Origin of the sequence: Spiroplasma endosymbiont of Anurida maritima (genome assembly GCF_042465095.1) — a bacterium.
Classification (GTDB): domain Bacteria; phylum Bacillota_I; class Bacilli_A; order Mycoplasmatales; family Mycoplasmataceae.
Genome location: NZ_CP102059.1, coordinates 234,481 through 258,294 on the forward strand (window position 1 = coordinate 234,481; position 23,814 = coordinate 258,294).

Annotated in this window: 24 protein-coding genes and 1 riboswitch; all 24 genes read right to left on the reverse strand. The window is 26.4% G+C overall.

All coding sequences use genetic code 4. The annotated features are described in order from the left end of the window. Entirely contained in the window at nt 1–2,001 is a 2,001-nt protein-coding gene (gene pstA, locus NPX79_RS01215) for a phosphate ABC transporter permease PstA (protein ID WP_381415313.1), read from the reverse strand. A 17-nt stretch (nt 2,002–2,018) separates the two neighbouring features. Then, entirely contained in the window at nt 2,019–3,368 is a 1,350-nt protein-coding gene (gene ptsS, locus NPX79_RS01220; protein ID WP_381415314.1) for a phosphate ABC transporter substrate-binding protein, read from the reverse strand. Nucleotides 3,369–3,527: 159 nt separating this feature from the next. Continuing rightward, nucleotides 3,528–5,216, reverse strand: a complete 1,689-nt coding sequence (locus NPX79_RS01225; RefSeq protein WP_381415315.1) for a hypothetical protein — start codon at nt 5,214–5,216, stop codon at nt 3,528–3,530. Between the two features lie 360 nt (nt 5,217–5,576). Next, nucleotides 5,577–6,434: an AAA family ATPase gene (locus NPX79_RS01230; RefSeq protein ID WP_381415316.1), complete on the reverse strand. Its 858-nt coding sequence runs from the start codon at nt 6,432–6,434 to the stop codon at nt 5,577–5,579. 18 nt (nt 6,435–6,452) lie between these two features. After that, on the reverse strand, nt 6,453–8,474 hold the full coding sequence (ylqF, locus tag NPX79_RS01235; protein ID WP_381415317.1) for a ribosome biogenesis GTPase YlqF: 2,022 nt from the start codon (nt 8,472–8,474) through the stop codon (nt 6,453–6,455). Then, nucleotides 8,467–9,312, reverse strand: coding sequence for a hypothetical protein (locus tag NPX79_RS01240; RefSeq protein ID WP_381415318.1), 846 nt, complete (start codon nt 9,310–9,312; stop codon nt 8,467–8,469). Before NPX79_RS01240 ends, ylqF begins: the two co-directional genes overlap by 8 nt. Nucleotides 9,313–9,370: 58 nt before the next feature. Then, entirely contained in the window at nt 9,371–10,423 is a 1,053-nt protein-coding gene (gene trmD / locus NPX79_RS01245; protein WP_381415319.1) for a tRNA (guanosine(37)-N1)-methyltransferase TrmD, read from the reverse strand. Next, nucleotides 10,414–10,896, reverse strand: coding sequence for a hypothetical protein (locus NPX79_RS01250; RefSeq protein ID WP_381415320.1), 483 nt, complete (start codon nt 10,894–10,896; stop codon nt 10,414–10,416). The genes trmD and NPX79_RS01250 overlap by 10 nt, the downstream gene beginning before the upstream one ends. A 1-nt stretch (nt 10,897) precedes the next feature. Next, on the reverse strand, nt 10,898–11,170 hold the full coding sequence (gene rpsP, locus NPX79_RS01255) for a 30S ribosomal protein S16 (protein ID WP_381415321.1): 273 nt from the start codon (nt 11,168–11,170) through the stop codon (nt 10,898–10,900). 94 nt (nt 11,171–11,264) lie between these two features. Then, nucleotides 11,265–11,705 carry a hypothetical protein gene (locus NPX79_RS01260; protein WP_381415322.1) on the reverse strand — a complete coding sequence of 147 codons (441 nt, stop codon included), beginning with the start codon at nt 11,703–11,705 and terminating at the stop codon, nt 11,265–11,267. Between the two features lie 538 nt (nt 11,706–12,243). Further along, nucleotides 12,244–12,567, reverse strand: a complete 324-nt coding sequence (locus NPX79_RS01265) for a helix-turn-helix domain-containing protein (protein WP_381415323.1) — start codon at nt 12,565–12,567, stop codon at nt 12,244–12,246. Nucleotides 12,568–12,700: 133 nt separating this feature from the next. After that, nucleotides 12,701–14,071, reverse strand: coding sequence for an asparagine--tRNA ligase (gene asnS / locus NPX79_RS01270; RefSeq protein ID WP_381415324.1), 1,371 nt, complete (start codon nt 14,069–14,071; stop codon nt 12,701–12,703). Between the two features lies 1 nt (nt 14,072). Continuing rightward, on the reverse strand, nt 14,073–14,783 hold the full coding sequence (gene deoD, locus NPX79_RS01275; RefSeq protein ID WP_381415325.1) for a purine-nucleoside phosphorylase: 711 nt from the start codon (nt 14,781–14,783) through the stop codon (nt 14,073–14,075). 48 nt (nt 14,784–14,831) lie between these two features. Then, nucleotides 14,832–15,644 carry a MurR/RpiR family transcriptional regulator gene (locus NPX79_RS01280; RefSeq protein WP_381415326.1) on the reverse strand — a complete coding sequence of 271 codons (813 nt, stop codon included), beginning with the start codon at nt 15,642–15,644 and terminating at the stop codon, nt 14,832–14,834. 11 nt (nt 15,645–15,655) lie between these two features. Continuing rightward, the gene (tsaD, locus tag NPX79_RS01285; protein WP_381415327.1) at nt 15,656–16,603 is read right to left on the reverse strand and encodes a tRNA (adenosine(37)-N6)-threonylcarbamoyltransferase complex transferase subunit TsaD; all 948 of its coding nucleotides are present in this window, start codon (nt 16,601–16,603) and stop codon (nt 15,656–15,658) included. A gap of 111 nt (nt 16,604–16,714) precedes the next feature. Continuing rightward, nucleotides 16,715–17,002, reverse strand: coding sequence for an HPr family phosphocarrier protein (locus tag NPX79_RS01290; RefSeq protein ID WP_381415328.1), 288 nt, complete (start codon nt 17,000–17,002; stop codon nt 16,715–16,717). A 104-nt stretch (nt 17,003–17,106) separates the two neighbouring features. Further along, on the reverse strand, nt 17,107–17,436 hold the full coding sequence (locus tag NPX79_RS01295) for a hypothetical protein (RefSeq protein ID WP_381415329.1): 330 nt from the start codon (nt 17,434–17,436) through the stop codon (nt 17,107–17,109). A gap of 260 nt (nt 17,437–17,696) precedes the next feature. Then, complete coding sequence (locus tag NPX79_RS01300) at nt 17,697–18,176, reverse strand: hypothetical protein (RefSeq protein WP_381415330.1); 480 nt, start codon at nt 18,174–18,176, stop codon at nt 17,697–17,699. A gap of 20 nt (nt 18,177–18,196) precedes the next feature. Next, nucleotides 18,197–18,667, reverse strand: a complete 471-nt coding sequence (locus NPX79_RS01305; RefSeq protein WP_381415331.1) for a hypothetical protein — start codon at nt 18,665–18,667, stop codon at nt 18,197–18,199. Nucleotides 18,668–18,692: 25 nt separating this feature from the next. After that, nucleotides 18,693–19,154, reverse strand: coding sequence for a hypothetical protein (locus NPX79_RS01310; RefSeq protein ID WP_381415332.1), 462 nt, complete (start codon nt 19,152–19,154; stop codon nt 18,693–18,695). A gap of 22 nt (nt 19,155–19,176) precedes the next feature. Then, the gene (locus NPX79_RS01315) at nt 19,177–19,668 is read right to left on the reverse strand and encodes a hypothetical protein (protein ID WP_381415333.1); all 492 of its coding nucleotides are present in this window, start codon (nt 19,666–19,668) and stop codon (nt 19,177–19,179) included. A 101-nt stretch (nt 19,669–19,769) separates the two neighbouring features. Next, nucleotides 19,770–19,946, reverse strand: a riboswitch (cobalamin riboswitch). Nucleotides 19,947–19,970: 24 nt separating this feature from the next. Further along, entirely contained in the window at nt 19,971–22,124 is a 2,154-nt protein-coding gene (locus NPX79_RS01320) for an ATP-dependent helicase (protein WP_381415334.1), read from the reverse strand. 2 nt (nt 22,125–22,126) lie between these two features. Then, nucleotides 22,127–22,732 carry a hypothetical protein gene (locus tag NPX79_RS01325; RefSeq protein WP_381415335.1) on the reverse strand — a complete coding sequence of 202 codons (606 nt, stop codon included), beginning with the start codon at nt 22,730–22,732 and terminating at the stop codon, nt 22,127–22,129. A 96-nt stretch (nt 22,733–22,828) separates the two neighbouring features. Then, the gene (locus NPX79_RS01330) at nt 22,829–23,794 is read right to left on the reverse strand and encodes a glycosyltransferase family 2 protein (protein ID WP_381415336.1); all 966 of its coding nucleotides are present in this window, start codon (nt 23,792–23,794) and stop codon (nt 22,829–22,831) included. Nucleotides 23,795–23,814: the final 20 nt, after the last annotated feature.

Consider the following 23,814-nt stretch of genomic DNA (forward strand, 5'->3'; position numbering starts at 1 on the left):
TTAATCGTTTACCTTTTCATTTTTTGCTTTTTTAAAGTTTGATAAAAAGTCTTGTAATGCTGGGTTGTATTTTATAGCATCAATTCTTTGTTTTCATTTTGTTTTAAATGGTACATGCATATACTCTGGAGAGAATTTTTTTCCTAAGTATTCTGATGATAAGTTTGATAATAAGATTAATACCATAATTACGAATGCTAATTCATACATTATTCTAACAGAGTCATCTCCAACTCCTTCTTTAAATAACATTAGAATTTCTGTTGACATACTTGCACCAGGTGATGAGAATCCAAACATTGGTAATCTAACAGCTGTTCCTAGTGTTAAGTAAACTGGAGCTGATTCTCCAATAATTCTACCAACAGCTAAGATAATTCCTGTAATAATCCCTGGCATTGCATTAGGAATAACAACTTTTAAAATTGTTGAAGTTTTGTTTGCTCCCAATGCTAGTGAAGCTTTTCTTAATCTCATATCAACAAATGATAATGAGTTTTCAATTGATCTAATCATAACTGGCATAACAACTATTGTTAATGTTAATCCAGCTGCTCACACTGATAATGGAATGTTCATTACTCCAATAAAGAATGCTAATCCAAATGTACCAAAAATAATACTTGGTGTTGAAGCTAAGACATCAATTGAGAATCTTAAGAATTTTGTAAAGAAGTTGTTAGGGCTAGCATATTCATTTAAGAATATTGCTACAAATAAACTAAGTGGAATTGCAAAGATTAATGCACATAACACTAATAAAAGTGTTACTAATAATGATGATAAAATCCCAGCTTGTCCTCCTGTTGTTTGAGTTGATACTAAATCAGGTCAATTCATTCCAAATAAACCTTGAACTAAAATTGTTAATAAGATTCAAAGTGTAAATCCAACAACTATCACAGCTGATGAAATTAAGAATCCCATTCCAATTCCATCGTAAACTTTTTTAAGGTTACGATTTTTTTCTATTTTGCTAATCATGCGATATTTTGTTTGTTTTATTTGTTGGCTTGAAGGCTCTGCTAATTCTTTTGTACGCTTAGTACGACGTTTACCATTAATTCTTGATTTACTGTATGATTGAACTCCAAGAACAATAATGTTAATAAAACATACTAAGATAAATAATATTAATCCAATTGCATATAATGAAGATTCATGTAATGGTCCTGAATTTTCTAACATTTCAATACCAATAATTGATGAAAGTGTTGCAATAGATGAGAATAAGAAATCTAATAATCCCCCATCTAAAGCTAAACCATCGGGAGCGTTACCAGCAATCATCATAACTGCCATTGTTTCTCCAATAATTCTTGCTACACCCATCATAATTGCTGCAACAATCTTAATTCCTGCAGATTTTAATACGATTCTGAATGTTGTATGTGTTCTACTTAAACCTAAAGCTAAAGATCCTAAACGATATGAAGCCGGTACTTTTTCTATTGCATTAATTGATAATGAAATCATTATTGGTAAACCCATAAATGCTAATGTAACAGCGGCTGTTATCAAGTTAGCACTAGATGGAGCTCCCATAAGTTTAAATATAGGTCCAATAGTTGTTAATGCAAATAGCCCAAATACCACTGATGGTATTCCTGCTAAGATGTTAATAATTCTTGTAATACGTCTTTTTCATGTATTTGATAAATACTCACATATAAATAGTGATGAAAAGATTGTTAACGGAACTGCAAATATTAAAGCAATTAGTAGCAAGAAGAAGGTTGAAATTATAATCCCTCATATTCCGTATTGGTCGTTGTTGGTATTTCAAGTGTTTCCTGAAATGAAACCTCAAAATCCACCGTCAACTGTGTCTAAAAAGAAGACTGATTTATAAATAATAAATCCGATCAATGTAAATAGTATTAGTATAGTTAGGACTGCAAAAATATAAATAAATATTTTTGATGCAAAATCTACACCATTTTTTTTAGATTGAAAGTTACTTTTAAAGACATCTAATTTGTTTTGAAAATAATTTTTCATTTATCTATATTCCTTTCTTATCCTTTATACGCATAAGCGCTATAATCAACGTCAGCATATAATCCTGTTTCTTCAACTATAAAGTCTCATAATCCACGATAATTTTGATCCATATTTCAAGCTACTGGTTCATTATCAGTTTGTATTCCACTTTTAGCGAATTCTGTGTTGTTATTATATTTACTAAAGTATGGATCATCAAATGTTAATGGTTGTAATCCAAGTTTTGCATATCAATAAGCTGCATCATTTTCAGTTAATGGATTTGCTTCTGGGTCTGCCATATATGAACTATATGGTTCTGGGTCGATCATTCAACCAACAAATTCAAGAATTGTTCTAAATGCTGCTTTATAATTTGTGTTAATAACTCCTGTAAAAGGTCTTGTTAATGTATATGAAGGGTTAAATTCATATAATGGGTTTGTTTCATCTCCAATGTTTATATATGGTAATTCTGATTTTGTTTCTTCAGTTTTACCAACAGCAATAATTGCTGTTTCTCCAAGTTTAGCAACTATATCTTTTAAGAATGGGAAAGAAACATAACCAATAGATCCTTCGGTATCAGTAATTTTACCTGTCATACCACCATTAGAAGTTGTTACTTCATCTGTACTATAGTCTTTAGTTCCAAGAACATTACTTTCAAAAAAGCTTCTTGTTCCACTTCCAGATTCTCTTGTTAATGTGTGAAAATCTGTTTCCGCTTCATCATCACAATCTAATTGTTCTGGGAAAGCTTCAGCTCAATTAACTTCTCCGGCGTAAATTTTTTGTAGTAATTCACTTCCGTCTTTACTTCCTGATTTACCCATTAATCCAAACTCTAGATAATTTTGAGCTGGTTTTAATTTACAACCAGATGGAATGTTTGCTGCCAATACTATGAAGTCTCTTGCAAATACATATCTAAGTATTTGTTCATTATTTCATAATGCTGAAGCACTTGTTCCATTGTCATTTTCTTTTGGTGTTGAATGTACATCTTTTGACAAATAACCAAAAGCGTAACTGTTATTTCTTACACCTACAAACGCTGCAGATGATCCTAAAGAATTGTATAAAACGTCTACGCCTTTGTCTTTTTTATACTGTGCTGTAACTTCATTCATGGCTGGAGCAACTGATGTACTTCCCCCAGCAATAATAACGTTACTTGATGTTGAAACTGTTCAAATAATTATTGAAGCAACTAATATAACAAACATTGATAATGTAATCATAATTCGTTTACTAGCTACAAATAATCAAAATTTTGAAACAAAAGTTTGCTTACCACCGTTTAAATAAGTCTCGTCACTAATATCGTCTTGTGAATTTAATTTTTTATCATCGACATTAGTATCTTTGTTCTTTTTGCTCATTTTTTTCTCCTTGTTTTGTTTATTAAATTCGTTTTTATTTTAACAACAAACAAAGTTCTTGTACTTTTTAATCTATTAATTTACTTTTGAATTACTTTTATAAAAATCATTTTACTTTTGAAAAAAACTTACATTTGATGTAAGTTTTTTGGAAATTATTTAATTTTTATCTTTTATTTTCACACTTACCATTTTAGTAATACCCTTTTCTTCCATGGTTGCTCCATATAAAATGTCACAATGTTCCATAGTTCCAGAACGGTGAGTTACGACCATAAATTGAGTTTTGTCAGTAAATGTTTTAATATATTTTGCAAACTTTTCTACATTAGATGGATCTAACGGAGCTTCTGCTTCATCTAAAATTACTAATGGTAAAGCTTTTATTTTTAAAATAGCAAATAAAACTGATAAAGCAACAAGTGATTTTTCTCCCCCAGATAATAGGTTTAAGTTTAAAACCTTTTTACCAACTGGTGAAATTGATATGTCTATTCCTGTTTCTAGTAAGTTTTCAGGATCAGTATAAAATATTTTAGCACTTCCCCCACCAAATAAAATATTAAATGTTTCTGGCAAAACTTTATTAATTTGTTTTACAGTTTTATCAAAAACTGTAATAATTTTTTCGTCTAATTCTTTAATGGTTTTCAATAATTGATTTAAAGAAGACGATATTTGATCATGTTCTTTTTTCGTAAAGTCATATCTTTCAAATTCTTGTTGATAGTTTTCAATAGCATCAGTTGAAATTGAACCAATTTTTTNTAAATCACTTCTTAATATATTAATTTCTTCTCGAACATTTTCTTCATTATCAAATGATTGTAGCTCCATGTTTTCAGCTGTTTCTAATGTCATATTATAATCTTGTGATAATTTATTTAAACTTTCTAAAATTTTAGCATTCACATAAACTAGTTCTTTTTCGTTATCCATGTTTTTGCTTCTAATATTATCTAAAGTAGTTTTTAACTTTTCTATTTCTTCATTTACTAAAGTGTTTTTTTCAATAATTTGTTTACGGTATGCTTGTTGATTTTGAATATCAATTTCAATGCTGTTTTTTAATGTTTCTTTTTCCAAAATTTCTTGTTCAAAGTTATTTTCATCAGCCTTGTCGTCATTAATATCTTTATTGGTAAATTTTCTATAAGTATTTTGTAAATAATTAATTTCTTTTTCAATAGTTAATAAATTATTTTTTAAAGCCCCAGATTCTGTAAATAAATTAGTAATTGAGATATTTGTAAAATCTAATTTTGATACTACTTGTTGTTTTTCAGCAAATAAATTATTTAAATCATTTTGTAATAATTCAATTTGTTCTTTAATCTTTTCAATTTGTTCTTCATGATTATTTGAAGAAATAATATTTTTAACTATTTTTTTACCACCGGCAACAGCACCTCTTGGCAAAATTGTTTCACCATTTAATGTTATTATAGTGTATTTGTAATTTAATCTTTGCGCTAACTCTTTGGCATTTTCAAAGTTATCACAAATAAAATAGTTTGATAATAAGAAATCTACAACAACTTTATATTCACTTTTTGTTTTAACTAATTTATTAGCAACACTTATAAATCCATTAGTTTTTTGCGCTAAGAAAATATCGTTTTCATTTATAACTCTTGGTTTAATTGTGTTCAATGGTAAAAATGTTGCGTGTCCTGCATTATTAGCTTTTAAAAAGTCGATTGCTGTTTTTGCATCATCAATTTTTTTAACAACAATATTTTGCACACGACTTTCTAAAGCTAATGATAATGGAACATTATACTCCTCGTTAAACTTGATTAAATTACCAACAACATTAACAATTCCTGGCAAACTTTTGTTTTCCAATATTTTTTGAACCCCAAAGAAAAATTGTTGATTGTTTTTGAAATCATTTCTTTTTTTCTCTGTTTCATCTTTTAAATTTTTAACATTATTAGTAAGTAAATTTATTTTATTAGNTAATTTGTAATAACTCTTCTTCTAAAGTTTGTTTGTTAGCTTTATTACTATGAATTTTTTCATTTAAATCAGCTTGTTCTTTTCTGACACTTTTTTGTTGTAATAAAAATTTATTGTATTTTTCTTTTATTGCTTCAATGTCATTTTGATTTATTTTTTGATTTAAAATAGTGTTATTTTCAATTTGCGCTATTTTCAAACTAGATAAACTTTCAATGTTTGCTTTAAAATCATGATTTAATTCGTTTAATTTATTATCAATAANNTGCTAATGTCTTTATTATTTTTATTAAAAATAATGTTTTTTTCGTTAAGAGTTGATGAAAGATTTAAAACATCAATTCTTTCATTTTCTAGTTTATTTTCAATTAAACTTTGTTTTTCTTTATAAGTTTTAATATCTTTAATTAAAATTGATAACTCAATTTTTTCTAATTGAGTTTTTTTAGTTAAATATTTTTCCGCTTTATCTTTTTGTTTCTTTAAATAAGGCAGCTGTCTTTCAGCTTCATTTAAAATATCTTTAATTCTTGTTAAATTTAACTTAGTATTTTCGACTTTTCTTAAAACACTTTGTTTATTTTTTTGATATTTTAAAACACCAGCAGCTTCATCAAACCATGCACGACGATCTATTGGTTTTGCTTCTGCAAATTCATTAACATTTCCTTGCGAAATTATTGCTAAAGATGATCTAGTAAGTCCGCTATCAAAAGCTAAATTTTGAATATCTTTATGACGAACTTTTTCTCCATTAATAAAGTATTCATTTTCTCCATCTCCACGAAAGACACGTCTTTTTATTTCTACTTCATCAAAGTCAATGTCAAAAATCTTGTTTTCATTATTAAAAACAAGAGTAACTTCCGCCATATTTAATTTTTCTTTAACTTCCGAACCATTAAAAATAATATCTTCACTATTTTTACCGCGTAAAGATTTTAATGATTGTTCACCTAAACATCATTTAATAGCATCATTAATATTTGATTTACCACTTCCGTTAGGTCCGACAATTCCTGTCATTTCACTTGTGAAAGTTAACGTTGTTGGTTCTGCAAAGGATTTAAATCCTACAGCTTCTAACTTTTTTAAAAAAATCATTCTTCTCTATAACTCCAATTAATCCATTGGTCCTTTGTAAACGTAAATCTGATCTAATTGACGATATTTATCATCATAATCCATTCCATATCCCACTAAAAAATCATTTGCTGATTCAAACAAAGCGTGATATTCAAAACCTAATTCTTCATGTGCCGCTTTTTTATCAACAACAGCTACAACAGAAATTGTTTTTGGTGATAGTTTTTTTAATAGATCAATTGTATAAGCCATAGTTTTCCCAGTATCAATTACATCATCAATTAATAAAACATGTTGATTTGTAATATCTTTTGCAATGTTTTTATAAAGTTTAATTGCTTCAGATTTACCCTTGTTGTAACTAGCAACACTTATTGAGTCTATTCTAACTTCAACATCAATTTTCTTTAATAAATCACTCATAAAAAATAAGCAACCATTCATAACTCCTAAGCAATAAAGGACTTCTCCTTTAAAACGATCGTTAATATATTTAGCGTATGCTGCAACTTTGTTTTCAATTTGTTCTTTTGAATATCTTAGTTCTAAATAGTTATTATTCATTTTAGCTCCTTTTTTTATAATTGATTTAATTGGTTCATATGTTTTTCTGTGAATATCAATAAACCCTGATTTATAAATGGTATCTATATGTTTTTTTGTACCATATCCTTTGTTTTTATCAAAATCATAACTTGGTCATTTTTTATGATAATCAACCATAATTCTATCCCTTGTTACTTTTGCCAAAATAGAGGCTGCCCCAACTGATTGAAAGTTTTCATCAGCTTTATTTAAAAAAACACAATTTTTTTCATTTATTTTTAAACTATCAATAATAGTGAAATCATATTTAACTTCTTTTAAAATATTTTTTGCACCTTTGATTGTAGCTTGTAATGGATTTAAGTTTTCAATATCTAAATTACTAATAACTTCAATTTTATAACTAATTGCTTTATTAATAATTTCAGAAAATAAATTTTCGCGAATTTTTTCAGAAAGTTTTTTACTATCATTTATTTTTTCATTAAAATAATTAATTGGTAAAATAACTCCAGCAACAACAAGGGGTCCAGCCAAGGCCCCTCTTCCAGCTTCATCAATTCCCATTAATAAGAAATTGTTGTTAACTTCTTTTTTATGCTGTTCTAATAATAAACTTTCTTTTTTATTCATAATCCGCTGGTTTTTCGTNNATGAAATATTTAAAAACTTATTGTTTCATAATTTTTGTAAAATATCATTAATAATTGCTTCGTAATTATCATTTAATTTCTTGCTAAATCTAATTTTTTCTAAAACATCTAAGTTGTTGAAAAAAATTACTTCATCATCTAATGATGACATATCTAAATCAGTTTTTTTTAATCCTGAATACATCGCAAGAAACTTATCTATATAATTTGTAAACATAAACTTTAAAAAATTCTGACAAATTGTTTCTTTGTTTAAAACATCTGATTTTATCGAATAAATATATGAAAGTTTTAAAGCTTTATTAAATTCATCAATTTTTGGTCATAGTAAACCAGGTGTATCAATTAAATCAACAGATTTGTTTATTTTAATAACTTGTTCACCTTTTGTTAATCCTGGTTTATTACCAGCTTTTGCTACTGTCTTTTCTCGAACCATGTTAATAAAAGTAGATTTACCAACATTAGGTATCCCTAAAACATAAACTGTTATTTTTGGGTTTACTAATCCTTTGCTTCTTTTCTTAGCTAATGTTTCTTCTAAAATTTCATTTATTTTATTTACTAAAACTTGTTTTACATTATGATTTTTATTGCTAACTTCTAAAAAGTTTATATTGTTAGCTTTAAAATGTTCGATTCACATTTTTGTAATTCTCATATCTGATAAATCAGCTTTTTTTAAAATGTATAATTTTGGTTTACTAACACCAATATTTTTAATTACTGGATTTTGTGATGAAATAGGAATTCTAGCATCAATTATTTCAATAATTAAATCACATAATTTTACCCGATCAACGATTCTTTTAATGGCAGATGCCATGTGACCCGGAAATCAATTTATTGGATTATTCATAATCACTTTCTTGAAAATCAGTTACTCATTCTAATGAAACATTAGGTATGTTAGTTTCTTGAATATCTTTTAAAATAATTTTTGCTACTTTTTCAATATCTGGCGCTTCTTCTGGTGATAAAAGTCCTTTTAAATTTAAAATTGTAATAAAATTTTTTAAAACATCATCAGTTGAAGGTGTTTTTTGTAAATGTAATCCATAATGAGAATTTAATTTACTGCGATATTTTCTTGCCAATTGTTTAAAAAGATAAAAAGCTAGTAATTCACTAATATTATTTTTTGTTTCTACTCCACCTAAAATAATTGAATTTAAATATACTTTCTTTATTAAAAAGTTTTTATTAATAGCCTTTACAGTAAAGTCTACAGAATAATTTTTAAAACCACTAAAATCTGGAATGTTTGTTTCAGTTTCATCTGTATTAACAGGACAATTACAAATTTCTTTAGCGTAATTTTCTAAATCTATTGTAGATAAACCAACGAATAATACAGATTTATTACTATCGTTAGACTCCATTAAAACCTTTATTTTATCTCTAATTTCAAATAAAGTTTTTTCTTCATTAATATATTTTTTAATGAAAATATTTTGTGTTTCAAAAAAACTTATTCAATCTGATGTTACTTTATCATCAGCTAATTCTCAGTTAACAATTAAGATTATACGATTAAATGCTTGTTTACCTTTATATGAAAAAAGATTGCTAGATGAAAACATGATTCTGGCATCAACAATTTCAATAATTAAATCTGCATTGGCAACCAATTTTTCATTTTTTGCAATATTTTTATGATATTCCGAAGGTACTTTTAATACTAATTCTTTTCCCAAAATAAACCTCCCTTGGAATAAGTTGTTAGATTAATATAATTATATATCATATATTTTATTATTTTTGTTTAATAATTTCTTTAATACGTGCAGCTTTACCTTGTCTATTTCTCATATAGTAAATACGTGCTCTTCTAACTTTACCTTGTTTAATTAATGTAATCTTATCAATTAATGGTGAGTGAATTGGAAATATTCTTTCAACAGATGCTCCGTTGCTAGTTTTTCTTACTAAAACAGCTTGCGAAATACCGCTCCCTTGTCTTTTAATAACAACTCCTTCAAAAGATTGAATTCTAAATTTTGCTCCATCTTTTATTTTAGCATCAACTTTAATTGTGTCTCCTGAACTAAAGTTTGGTAAATCTGTTTTAAGTTGATCTTTTACAACTTCGTTAGTTAAATTCATGTTCATAATAAGTAATCCTTTCGTTATTTTTTNTAATAAATCTGGTCGATTTTTTTTAATTTTGTTACTTGCTTGTAATTTTCTTCATTTATTAATATTTTCATGATGTCCTGATAACAATACTTCTGGTACATCGTGGCCCTCAAAACTTCTTGGCTTAGAGAATACTGGGTGATCAAATTGATTATCATTAAAAGATTCACTCTGTAATGATTCTTCATTAATAACACCATCAATTAATCTAATAACACTATCTGCAATTACCATTGCTGGCAGCTCTCCTCCAGTTAATACATAATCACCAATTGAAATTTCTTCATCAATATAATTAAGAATTCTTTCATCTACACCTTCGTAATGACCCGATATTAAAATCAAGTCATCATAATTTGTAGATATGTTTTTTGCTAATAATTGTTTATATTGTTTTCCTTGAGGAGTTAATAAAATTGTATATTTATTTTTTGCCTTAATTGTTTTAAGTGCTTCCACAATCGGTTCGATAAGCATTACCATTCCCGGTCCCCCGCCATACTGGTAATCATCTACTTGTTTGTGTTTATAATTTGAAAATTTTCTGATATCTAAAATATTAATATTAATATAATTACTTTCAACTGCTTTTCCAATGATTGAAGTTTGTGTAAAACCATCAAACTGTTGAGGAAATAATGTTAAAATTCATATATTTTTTAAAGCCATTTAGCAATATCCTTTATTGTAATTGTTAAATTTTTATTATCCACAACAACAAATTCGTCTACCAAGGGAATCATTAAGTTACGATCTTGATATTCAAATGCAACTATGTCATGCGCATTGTTATTAAAAACTTTTTCAATTGAATAGTTATTTCCTTCAATGATTAATGTATAGTTTGCAAAACTTTTTAATAAAATTGGGTGATGCTTAATGCTATCTGAATCAATTTCAATAATTTTGTTTAAAAAAACTTGTACATCATTTATATTATTGTAATCATAAAATTTAATAATATATTTATCCTTAAAAGGTTTAATATTTTTTACTTTTAAAACTTCTTTTTTTAAACCTAAATTGATGACAATGTTTTTTTCCATTAAGTCTTCATGATTTAAATTTACTAAGCTTTTAACAACCATCTGCCCTTTAATGCCGTGGGTTTTGACTATGTCAAATATTTCAACTAATTTCAAATTATTTCTTTTTATTAGCTAACTTGTTTTCGTGATGTTTTTTCATAACACCCTCTTTGCTTAATAAGTTTCTAACAGTATCAGTTGGTTTAGCACCTTTTTCTAATCAACTTAGAGCGGCATCAAAATTAATTTTGTTTTCTCCATTGTTTGGATTGTATGTTCCTAATAATTCAATATACTCTCCATCTCTTTTAGCTCTAGAATCAATTGCTACAATTCTATAAAAAGCTGATTTCTTTTTTCCAGTTCTTTTTAATCTTAATTTTACCATTTTTATTCCTTTCATAATTCTGTTAAAGTTTATAACTTAACACCATTATAGTTTATAAAAAAAAATAAATAATGTCAAGTTAATTAACTTAACATTATTTAAAGTTTTTTAATAAGTTAGCTGAACATTTATCGCAAGCTAATTTAGGATAGATGTTTAATGAATCTGTTCTAAAGAAATTATCCTTAAAATCATAGAAATTATTGCAAATATTACATTGCATATTGCCTTGTAAATAAATTTTATTACATTTATTACAATATGGAGAACTATCTGTTCTTTGAAATCAATTTTTACATGATTTACAAATACCAATATCATCTTTAATTTCTGATGGTAAAATTGTCGCTTTTTCAAAGTTATTATCTAAACCAATTGCATTAAAAGTTTTTAAAACATAATGACTATTTTTATTATTTTCTAACAAATAATTTTTAGCTTCTTCATACTTTTTATAAAATTTTATAAGTTTAAAGTTATCTAGTTCTAAATTTTCTTTGTATAAAATAACATATAAAGTTTCTGTCTTTTTCATATTATCTATTCTCCATAAATGCGCCTTGAATGCAACCAGCACAAACTATAAAGCGTTTTTTATTTTTATATACTTCACCATACATTTTATCTTGATAATGATTTACTTTAACATTGATTCCATTACACATTTGGCATGAAAATAATTCTATTCCTTCATATTCACTATAACAAAGAGTACATAAATTTTGTTGAAGTTTCAAAGTCACTTTTCTACACATTACACAAAATGGTAGTGACTTTTCAAAATCATTTGTTTTTTCCTTGTTAATAACATAGTCATCGGTTTGTTCATCATATGATAAAACCAAACAAAATCTTTTTATATCTGTAAAATTTTTGTTTTGCTTAATATCTAAAACATAATCCAATAAGGCTTTTTTNNTTGCTGTTTTTTCATTTTTACATATTGTTACTAATTCCTGGTTTTTACCACTTAATTCATAAATGAAATAATAATCTCAAATCATAATACCCCTTGTCGTTAATGATATAATTTTAACTTAAAAATATAATTTTACAAAAATAAAACCTAATGTTTACATTAGGTTCTTAATTACTTTGGCTGCTAATAATTCGGGGTTTTCTATAGCTTGTTTTTTTAACTTTGGGTTATTTACAATTAATGAAATAAATGTGTATAAACGATTTTTTTCTTCTTTTGTAACCTTTCTAAATTCTTCGCTAAAATCCGCGCTTAAGAAAATTAATATTTTTTTAATTTTAGATCAAGATGTTGATGAACAATCACTCTCTATTCTACATATAGTTGATTGTTGCATTCCTACAAGATCTGCTAGTTCTTTTTGTGATAGGCCCCGATTTATTCTAAGCTGTTTTATAATCTTATTTATAAAAATCACTCCTATCCTATTAGTCTTCCTAAATTAATATATATCATCTATATATGTTTTAATTTTATAGCATCTTGTTTTTAATAAATAAAAAATATGCTATATTTGCATATTTAAATATTATATATCAAATTGTAAAAAATTAATACTTAATGTTTTTAGGAGTTCGAGGAAAGGCGATAACATCTCTAATATTGCTCACACCAGTTAAATACATAATTAAACGTTCAAAACCTAAGCCAAATCCCGCACTGCTAGCATAGCCAAAGTTTCGTAGTTCAAAATATCATGATAAATCTTTTTCATCTATATTAAATTCTTTTGCTTTGTTTACTAACTTTTGATAATCGTCTTCTCTTTGGCTACCACCGATTAATTCTCCAACACCCGGAACTAATAAGTCACATGCTGCAACAGTTTTATTATCAGCATTTTGTTTCATATAAAAAGCCTTTATTTTTGAAGGATAATCAGTTACAAACACAGGTGCGTTATAAACTGTTTCGCAAATATAACGTTCATGTTCTGATTGTAAATCCATACCTCAATTGATGTCATTAATTTCAAAAGATACTTTTTTACTTTTTACAGCTTTTTGTAAAATATCAATAGCTTCTGTGTATGTAATTCTAAAGAATTCTTTTTCAATAATTTCCTTAAATCTTGTTTCTAAATCTATTTCATTTTTTGTAGATAAAAGGTTAATTTCATTAATATTGTTTACAAATAATTTTTTAACAATGCTTTTTAATAAATCTTCAGCTAAATCCATATTTTGTTTTAAATCACTAAAGGCAACTTCTGGTTCAATCATTCAAAACTCTGCTGCATGGCGAGAAGTATTTGAATTTTCCGCTCTAAATGTTGGCCCAAATGTATAAACATTTTTAAATGCTTGCGCATAACTTTCTGCTTGCAATTGTCCAGAAACTGTTAAACTAGCTTTTTTTCCAAAAAAATCTTGATCATACTTATCATTTTTAATGGTTGTTACTGTAAATGATTCTCCAGCACCTTCTGCGTCATTGGCTGTAATAATTGGAGATTGTAAGTATACAAAATTGTTTGCATTAAAATATTCATGAATATAAAAAGATAAATTACTTCTTATTTTAAATATTGCATTAAAATAATTTGTTTTTGCTCTAATATGAGCTATTTCTCTTAAAAACTCTAATGATTGTTCTTTTGCTTGCAAAGGGAATTTTTCATCACTTGTTTTTAAAATTTCTATTTTTTCTGCCGCTATTTCAAATGGTTGTTTTGCACTTGGAGTTAACTTTAACATTCCCTTAATTTCAACAGCTGAAGATAAACGTAAACTTGCTACTTCATCAAAATTCTCAATTATATTTTTTTTATACACAACTTGTACATTATCAAGATATGTTCCATCATTTATTTCTAAAAAACCTAATTTACCGCTTAAGCGATTAGATTTTGTTCAAGCTGTAACTTTTACTTCTTTTTGATCTAAATTTTCAAAATTTTTAAATAATTTTTGTAAATCCATATTATATTTTTGCACAACTTTCTAAAGCTAATTTGATCATGTTGTTAAAACTATTTTGGCGATCTTCTGGTGATGTTTTTTCACTTGTAATAAATGAGTCAGATATTGTTAAAAGACAAGCTGCTTGTTTGTTTAAAGCAATAGCGTTTGCGTATAGAGCATATGATTCCATTTCTACACAAAGTGCATCATATTTAGTAGTAATTTCTTTTCAATCATTTGGGTTTTTACGATAGAAAACATCTGAAGAATGAACTGTTCCCGTTGTTACAACATGTGATAATTCTTTTGCTGTATCTTTAATGCTTGTTATTATATTTTTTGAAGCATCTATGATATTTCCTTCAATACCAGTAGCTATTTTTGCATATGTACTTTCTCCATATGCTTTATCAGCTAGCACAACGTCAAAAACATTTAATTCTTTACGATAACTTCCAGCTGATCCTACTCTTATTATTGTGTCAACATCATAAAATTTATATAATTCATATGAATAGATTCCAATACTGGCACATCCCATTCCACTACCTGCGATTGTTATTCTTTGACCTTTATATGTTCCTGTGAACATTAACATATTTCTAACTTCATTGACTAATTTTACATCTGTTAAAAACTTTTCTGCGATGTATTTAGCTCTAAGTGGGTCTCCTGGCATTATTACAATTTTTGCTATATCTTCTTTTTTTGCTGTTATATGTGGTGTCATAATTCTCCTTTATTTTTTTATTTATGTAATGTTTATATTATATATTTTTTAGTTTCAATCGTGATGGATTTTTGCCGCAACATATTCTCGATCTACAAATCCTGAATTTAATACTTCATTAATTAATTTATCTGTAAAAAACATTCATGGTACTAATTTATCAACATAAACGTCGGTATTTCTAATATCAAATATTGGTGATGAAATAACGTGTGTTATATCCGCAAAACTCCCAGAACTTGATAGTCCCTTACCTGAAATTACAATAATTTTTGCATTGTTTTCTTTTGCAGATTTTAATCCTTTATTAATTGCTTCGTTATTTCCAAATAATGAAAATGCTATTACTAAATCATGTTCTGTCATGTAACGAGTTCTTATGTTAAAATCTTCTTCACCTTCATCTAGTGCAATTGCTAAAAAACCGTAATTGTTTAATTGTAAAGCAAGTGATTGCGCTAAAAATCTAGTTGTACCCATCCCTACAATATATATTTTATGAGCCGCTGTTAAATAACTAACAGTTTGTTTTAATAGATTTTCATCTATTATATTTGAATTTTGATTAATAATATCAAAATATTTTTTCTTAAGTGATTTATCATCATTACTTAAGTTTAATGATTTCATTTCAATATCACTTGATACAGAAACAATAAAATTACGATATCCATTAATCCCTAATTTTTTTAATAGTCCATATATTGCACTATAACCCGTATTTACACTTTGAGCTAGTGCTTCAATATTCATGTTTCTAACACTTTCTAAATTTTTTCGTATAAACAAAATAATTTCTTTTTCTTTTTNTGTAAAATTATCTTCCATTAAGGTATCTAATTTTGTTAAAAATGAAGCCATACTTTTTCTCCTTATTTGTTAACTACTGTTTCGTAAGCCAACATTGCAATCATTGCTGCATTATCTGTACAATATTCAAGTTTAGGAATAATTCCTTGTAAATGATGTTGTGACGCTAATTTCACAAACATATTCCGAATACTTTTATTGGCGGCAACTCCCCCGGCCAAAATAAGTGATTTTACTTGATATTTTTTAATAGCTTTTGTTAGTTTGCTATATAAGATCTCTGTACATTTTTCTTGAAAATCTGCACAGAAATTTTTTGTGTTAATTTCTAAATTATGTTTTTCATGGTTTCTAATAATTCTTATGGCGGCTGATTTTAAACCACTAAATGAAAAGTCCAGAGAATCATCATTTAGTGGAAAAGGTAAATCATAATCACCAACTTTACCTAAACTGGCTTTTTTTTCAATAATAGGTCCACCAGGATAGCTAAGTTTTAATTCTCTTGCCACCTTATCAAAGCACTCACCAATAGCATCATCTTTTGTTGTACCAATAATTTCAAAATTTAAATTTTCTTTTAAATATATAAGTTGAGTGTGTCCTCCACTAATAAGAAGTGCGATAGCTGGGAATACAATATTATTATCAATTTTGCCCGCATAAATATGACCATGTAAATGATTTAAGGGAATTAAAGGAATATTTAAAACATCACTTAAAGTTTTAGCAATTATTTTTCCAACGTGTAAAGCCCCTAGTAACCCAGGGTTAGCGGTATAAGCTATATAATTAATATCTTCTAAAGAAATTTTACTTGTATTAATGGCTTCTTCTAAAACTGTGTCGAAATTCTCAAAATGCATTCTCGATGCTAGTTCTGGAATAACTCCTCCATATTTTGTGTGTTGTTCAATTTGTGATGAAATTACATTAGATAACACTTTTCCATCTTTTAAAATAGAAAAACTTGTTTCATCACAACTTGTTTCAATCGCTAAAATTATCATATGTAACCCTTTCGCATTCCTTATTATTATAAGAAAAATTGGAAAAAATTACTATTTTTTATAATAATATTTTTTATAAAAAAAAATGAATTAAAATTCATTTTTATAAAACTATTTAATGTTTTCTTCTGTTGATAATTCATTATCGATAAATAATTTTTTGATTTCAACGATTGCGTCTGCTTCATCACTTCCATCTGCAATAATTTCGATGTTTGTGTTAACAGTAATCCCAATTGATAAAATGTTCATAATTGATTTTAAATCACCTTCTGTTCCATTTTCAGATTTAATAGTCAACTTTGAGTCAAATTTACCAGCTGTTGAAACTAATAATGCTGCAGGTCTTGCGTGCAATCCTTTTGGATCTGTGATTTTTATTTTTAAAATTTTTGCCATAATAATCCTTTTCATTTCTTTTAGTCTATACAAGTGTATTTTATATAAATACTATAATTTTGTAAATACTATTATTCAAAATAGAAACATTTTGTTTCAATATTTTACGTATCTATTGTCTTTAAAAATTTTTTATTAAATAAAATTTCATATTTATAGGCCACAGATGTAAATGCTTTTATGACTGGGTTTAATAAAAATATACCGACTAAAAAATTACTTGTTCCATGAATAAAATCAAACATTAATCCTCTAATAAAATATGCTAATGCATATGAAAAACCATTTAAAAACCATTCTTGAAGAGTAAATAGCAATCCAAATATATATCCAAAAAATGCAATTAATAAACAAAATAACATTGGTCACTTAATAAGAATGTTTTTTAACAAATATGCTATTGTTCCATAAGCGTTAAAAATTAAAAAGTACATTAGATTTCAAGTTGTAAAACCAAAAGTAACCAACATTAACCCTATATAAGTATTTGTAATTATATATGATGTATTCGGTTTTAAAATAACGAACCCTACACATAAAAGAAATGTAGTTAAGTGCACGTTTGGAATTGCTGCCAAAGCAATTTGTAATCCAAAAATTAAACTAGCGTATATTGCGCAAAATGTATATTTAAATATTAATATGTGGTTTGGAATACTATTTTTTTTCTCTTAAATTTAATCATTATTTATATTTAGTAAGCAAATCCTTCTCAAGGAATATACTTTGCTCTAATGTCAAAAGTATCATTATCTTCTAGATATAAGAAACTCACACCAAAGTCACAAGCTCCATCAGCATTACCTTCACACCCTTTGTTACTATCACTATAAAGCATTAAATATCAGTCTGCTTCTGAGTTAATAATGCTGTATGCGTCTTGTAATCAAGCTCCAAACACTGGATTAGGATACATTTCAATATTATCTCCATAATATGGAGATGCTAATAATTCTTCTAAAGTAGCTCACTTTGTATTAAATGTATTTGATTCAATAACTTTTTCTTCTTTATCGTAAAAATTTACAGTTACTTCTTTTATCGAACTATATTGATCAGCTTTTTTTATTTCAGCCATTAGAAAAGTTGAAAAAACAACTGTTGTAACTAAAAATATTGTTGATGTAATAATAAATATTATTGTTAATAAATTTTTCTTAAAATTAAATTTCATATATCTCCTTTACCTTAAAATTAAACAGCCACAGCTTCTACAATATAAATATCATCATCTTGTAAAAATAATGAATCAATATAAAGACCACAAGTTCCATCGTTAGCTACACAATAACTATTTGTGTATGACTTGACACTAAAATTTATCTTTGTTTCACTATTTTTTGCTATGTTATATGCATCGCTTATAATTGGGTTTCCATATTCATTTTTTCCCATTTTTACATTATTTTCATATTCATTTGAAATTAATAACTCATGTAATGTAAATGATGTTGTATCTACAACACGATCATTTACAATCTCTTTTTTGTCATCTATAAAAATAAGTCTTACATTATCATTATTAACGCTTGCGTTATTTTCTTTTATTTGATTTGTCATAAAAATGGCTAAAACTATTGTGGCCACCATTAAAGCCAATGTTGTTAGCATAAATAAAAATGCTACTCAATTTTTCTTAAATCATACTTGTATATTATTATTCATATATCCCCTTTTTCTATGTTACTAATTAACCATAATACTCTGCTTTGATGTCAAATACATCATTATCTTCTAAATATAAGAAGCTTATTCCAACATCACACATTCCACCTTCGTTATCTTTACAGCTTTTGTTTGTGTCGCTATATAGCATTAAATATCAATTTGATTCATTATCTATTATATTGTATGCATCATTTAAAAAACTGCGATAAACTCCTGTAGAGATTACTGGTTTAGCTTCTTCATATACTGGCGACAGTAAAAGTTCTTCTAAAGTTGCATACTTTGTATCTGTTTTTTTATCACTTATTATTTTTTGTTCTTTATTGTGAAAATTCACTTGTACATTTTGTTTTAGTTGGTAGTTTTCACTCTTTTTCTTTTCTGATAATAAGAATGAAGCTAAAACTACTGTTGCTGATAAAAGCACGGTTGAAATGATTACAAAAATCATTGTAACTAAATTTTTCTTAAAATTAAATTTCATAAATCTCCTTAAAATTACTTAATTAAATACTACTTTTTATAGCCATTGGTTTAATTTTAAAAACATCATTATCTTGTAGATGTAATGTGTTGATTGGGTTACCTCCACCCTGTCCTTCATCATCATATCCACCACAAAATCCAAAGGCACAACTATTGTTTGTATCAGAATACACTGTAAAACCTACATTAGGTTTTCCATTAATTAAATTAAAAGCTTCAACTATTTGCACCATATAATTTACAATATCAACATGTACATCTTTTTCATATGTTTCAGATCTTAATAAGTCTTCCAACGTTAACAATTCTGTTGAAATTGTTTGATCGTTGACAACTTTATCTTCTGAATCTAAAAACATGACTCTCACGTTTTCATTAATAAAATAATTTTTATTTTCTTGTACTTGTTTGTATAAAAATACGGCAGTTAAAATAGTTGTTGCCAACAAGATAACTGATGTAAAAATAAAAATTAATTGTTTTCAATTATTTTTAAAACTAAAATTTTTCATTATATTCCTTTCCATAAAAAAAATCTCAAATTTTGAGACTGTAAAAATTATATTGCATGTTTAAAAATGAATATAACTAATACTTTATCCCAGAAGTATTTTTTATAAAAAAATATAAAGGTAGGTCTACTGGCTTAAAATCATCTTACTAACTACCCTTCCCGTGTATACACAGTGGTTTTGTAGCTTTCATCCTTTTCACAGTTGCTGGGACAGCTTAAGCATTTAACTTAATTCCCTATTATGAATAAAAATTCACCTTCTATATTTGTTTATGAAATAATTATATAATAAATATTTCTTTATGTTAATAATTTTTTTAAAATATCAGAATTTGATGGAACAGACCTTGTTGACATATCTTCTTCAAATTCAACTTCAACATCATTACCAATAAACCCAATAACACGACCTTTACCAAAAAATGAATGTTCTACTTTATCGTCTAAACTAAATTTAGCTTTTGCTCTGTTTTCAAACTTTTTAAATAAATAACTCGATTCCATCGGTTTCATCGCAGACTCAATTGCTTCAAATGATTTATCTTTCACAATTTCAACATACTGTTTATTAAACTCTCTAATAAATGAAGAGGCAATATTGTTTCTTTTTGTTTGAAAATTATATCCCATATTATATGAAATATATAACTTTTCTTGCGCTCTTGTGGCAGCAACATACATTGTTCTTCTTTCCTCTTCCAATTCTCCATAAAATGAAGGAAACGAACCTTCACACACACCAAAAATGAAAACAACTTTATTTTCTAGCCCTTTTGCAGAATGAATTGTGATAATTTTAACAGTATTGTCTTCTTCTTCATCTAAATGCGATGTGTCTAAATTAATTGTGTCTAAAAAATTATTTAAAGTTTCAAGATTACTTTCACTTGGATTTGCAATTTTAGCAGTTTCTTCAAAGTCTGATAATATTTTTAATGCTTCAAAAATATTTCCGGCTTCATCAGAATCTCTTGCTTCAGCTCTTTTAATAAAACCATTATTATGTAAATATTGTTCAACTAACTTATATAATGATAAATTATTATCACTTATTTGGTTATGCAACTTTAAAAAAGCCTCTTTAAAAACAGATAATGCTTCTAACGATCTTTTTGAAGTAATCGGAAAAGTTTCATTATTTAGTAAATAATCTTTAAAAGAAATATTTTTTTCTTGTATATCTGCCACAATTTTTTCAACTGATTTTTCACCAATTCCCGGCATTTCATCTAAAACTATTTCATAATAAGTGTTGTTTGATTTAAGCAATACAGCAATGTTAGCAATTGTTTGTTTAACAATTTTACGATCATAAAAAGAACGGTTATTTAGGATTTTATAAGGGATTTTATTAATACTAAATTTATCTTCTAAAGCTCTTGTTAAGTTATTAGTTCGACAAAGAACATATACATCTTTATATTTATAATCTTTTTGCAAGTTTTGAATTTCTTCAGCAACAAATTCAGCTTCATTATCAATGTCATAAGCTTCAAAAATATTAATTTTATCCCCAACTATTCCTTCTGAAAATAGTTCTTTTTTAATACGATTTTTATTATTGCCAATAAAACTATTAGATGCATTTAAAATTGTTTGAGTTGAGCGATAATTTTGATTTAAATAAATTGTTTTAGTGTTTGTAAAATCATTATTAAAATTTAAAATAAGTTCAACTCTTGCCCCTCTTCAAGAATAAATAGTTTGATCAGGATCTCCAACAACAGTTATTTTATTACTGTTAGCAGTTAATGATTTAATAATTGAATATTGAATATCATTTGTATCTTGGAACTCATCCACTAGAATATAGTCAAATTTATTTTGTCATTTTTCTAAAACAACTTTATTTGTAGAAAATAAATGGTCAACTTTTAACAATAAATCATCGTAGTCTAAAAAATTATTGTCTTTTAAATATTTTTGGTAGGCAACAAAAGTTGCATAAGCTTTTCTATCAACTTCTCGATATAATTTTGTTTCATCCACTTGCTCATCAGACCCATTTTTTCAATTACTTATGTAAGTTGAAATTGTTCTTGGTTTAGTCTTTATTGTATCTCAACCGTGGCCTTTAAAAAATTTTCTAATAAACGTTAATTTTGTATAAGTATCAATTATTTCAGGTATTTTTTCAAATCCTAAAGCTTCATATTCTTGTCAAATTACTTTAAAACAAAAACCATGGTATGTTGAAATGAATGTTTCTTGTCCATTGTCAACTAAAGCTTTAACTCTTTCCTTCATTTCATTAGTTGCTTTGTTTGTAAAAGTTAAAGCAAAAATACGTCATGGTTTTATATTTAAATTTTCAATTAAATTAGCAATCTTTAATGTAATTACTCTTGTTTTCCCAGAACCAGCTCCTGCAATAATTTTTACAGGTTGGTTTACCTCTAAAACAGCTTCTTTTTGTTGTTTATTTAAAGTATTAATTGCTTGGTCTAAATTCATTCTTATTTTTCCTTTATCTTATCTATTTCTCTTTCATCTATATTACCCGGTTGATTGTCTCCCAAGTGAATATGATGATAATCTTTGTTGATTATATCATTGTTATTTATTGTTTGTTGGTGTTCAACTGGTTTTATATAAACATTAAATACTTTTAGCTTTTTATCAAAAATATATTGATTTTTTTTACTTATAAAAAGTGAAGTATAAATGACAAATGTTCAAAGTGAAATGAAAGTAATAATAGATTGAATCAAAATTTTAGTTAACAAAAAGACATCATCTCCATTTATAGCTGACAACATGTCTTCTTGATAATAATTCAATAAAAAAATGTTTAACGAAGTAATAACTAAATAAGGAAGTGTGAAATAAAATTCCCTTAAAAAATAAATATATCATTTTGTCACTTTGTTGTAACTATATAATCTAAAACGGAAAATTCACTTAAATAATGTTTTTCCTTTTCAAAAAATTGGTATAACAGAAAAATAAAAGATAACAAATACTAAATTAATAACAAAAAAAGTAATAGCAACTCACAAACTTGCTAAACTACTTTCTAAAGCAACAGAAATAATAATTGAGGGAATACTAACAAAAATCATATCAAAAATTCTTGCTAAAAATATTAGCAAGCTATGAGCAATTTTGTATTCTAGATTATTTATAGGATTTTTTTTTCATTAAATTCAATTTCTAATTTATTTACAATTATTTTCTTTTCAAATTTTCAAATATTTACTTATATCATTAGCAACAGTTGCAAAGTACTTGTCCCCGACAATGTTTTTAGCATACTTATTTTGACGATAGTTTCTAAAACGTTTTTTATATTTATTGAAAACAGTTGAATACGCTTTGTGTGATAAATTATTATTATTTTGATTTGTTATTATATCTAAGAAAGTTACTAAACAAAACCTTACATAAGCATACTCAATTTCATTTCTAAAATTATTATAAATATTGCGATCACGATAGTAGTTAAAAATATGTGATCATTGTTTTAGTAAATCAAAAACACTATAAGAAATTATTGCTGAATCAAAAATAGCTATTTTATCGTGAATTGTTAAATAAGAATTAGCTTTAGCAATCGCTTTATAAAAGAATAAAGAATCAAATCTTTTGTAGCGTTTAAAAAATAACTTATTTTTATTTAAAAATTCCACACTATACATTTTGTTTCCAATTGAAGAGTTAGCAAAAGCCACAACTTCTTTATTAACTTGCGGATTTTTAGTTTTTAAATTTTCATTTATGAATACATTATGAGATACATTAGAGTTATTTTCATATCCAAATTCAAGAATATCTACGTCTTTTTTTCCAACAGATTTTTTNNTTAGAACCTCAATAGCTGTTGGTTCTAATAATTCTCCCTCTTCTAAAATCATACAATATTTACCTTCGGCTGCATGAATACCTTCATTTATTGCATAGCTAAATCCTTGTGATCTTGAAAAACTTATAATTTTAACATTCTCTTTTTCATGCTCATGAAAAACACTATCAAATAAATCCATAATAGGATGTTTTGGTGTGTAACCAGTATCATTTATAAAAATAACTTCATAATCACGCAAAGTTTGCTTTCTTATTGACACGATAGTTTTTAAAATTTTACTTGGGTGGTTTTGAGAATGAACTATTATTGACAAAAACATAAATACCCTCTTTCTTCTAA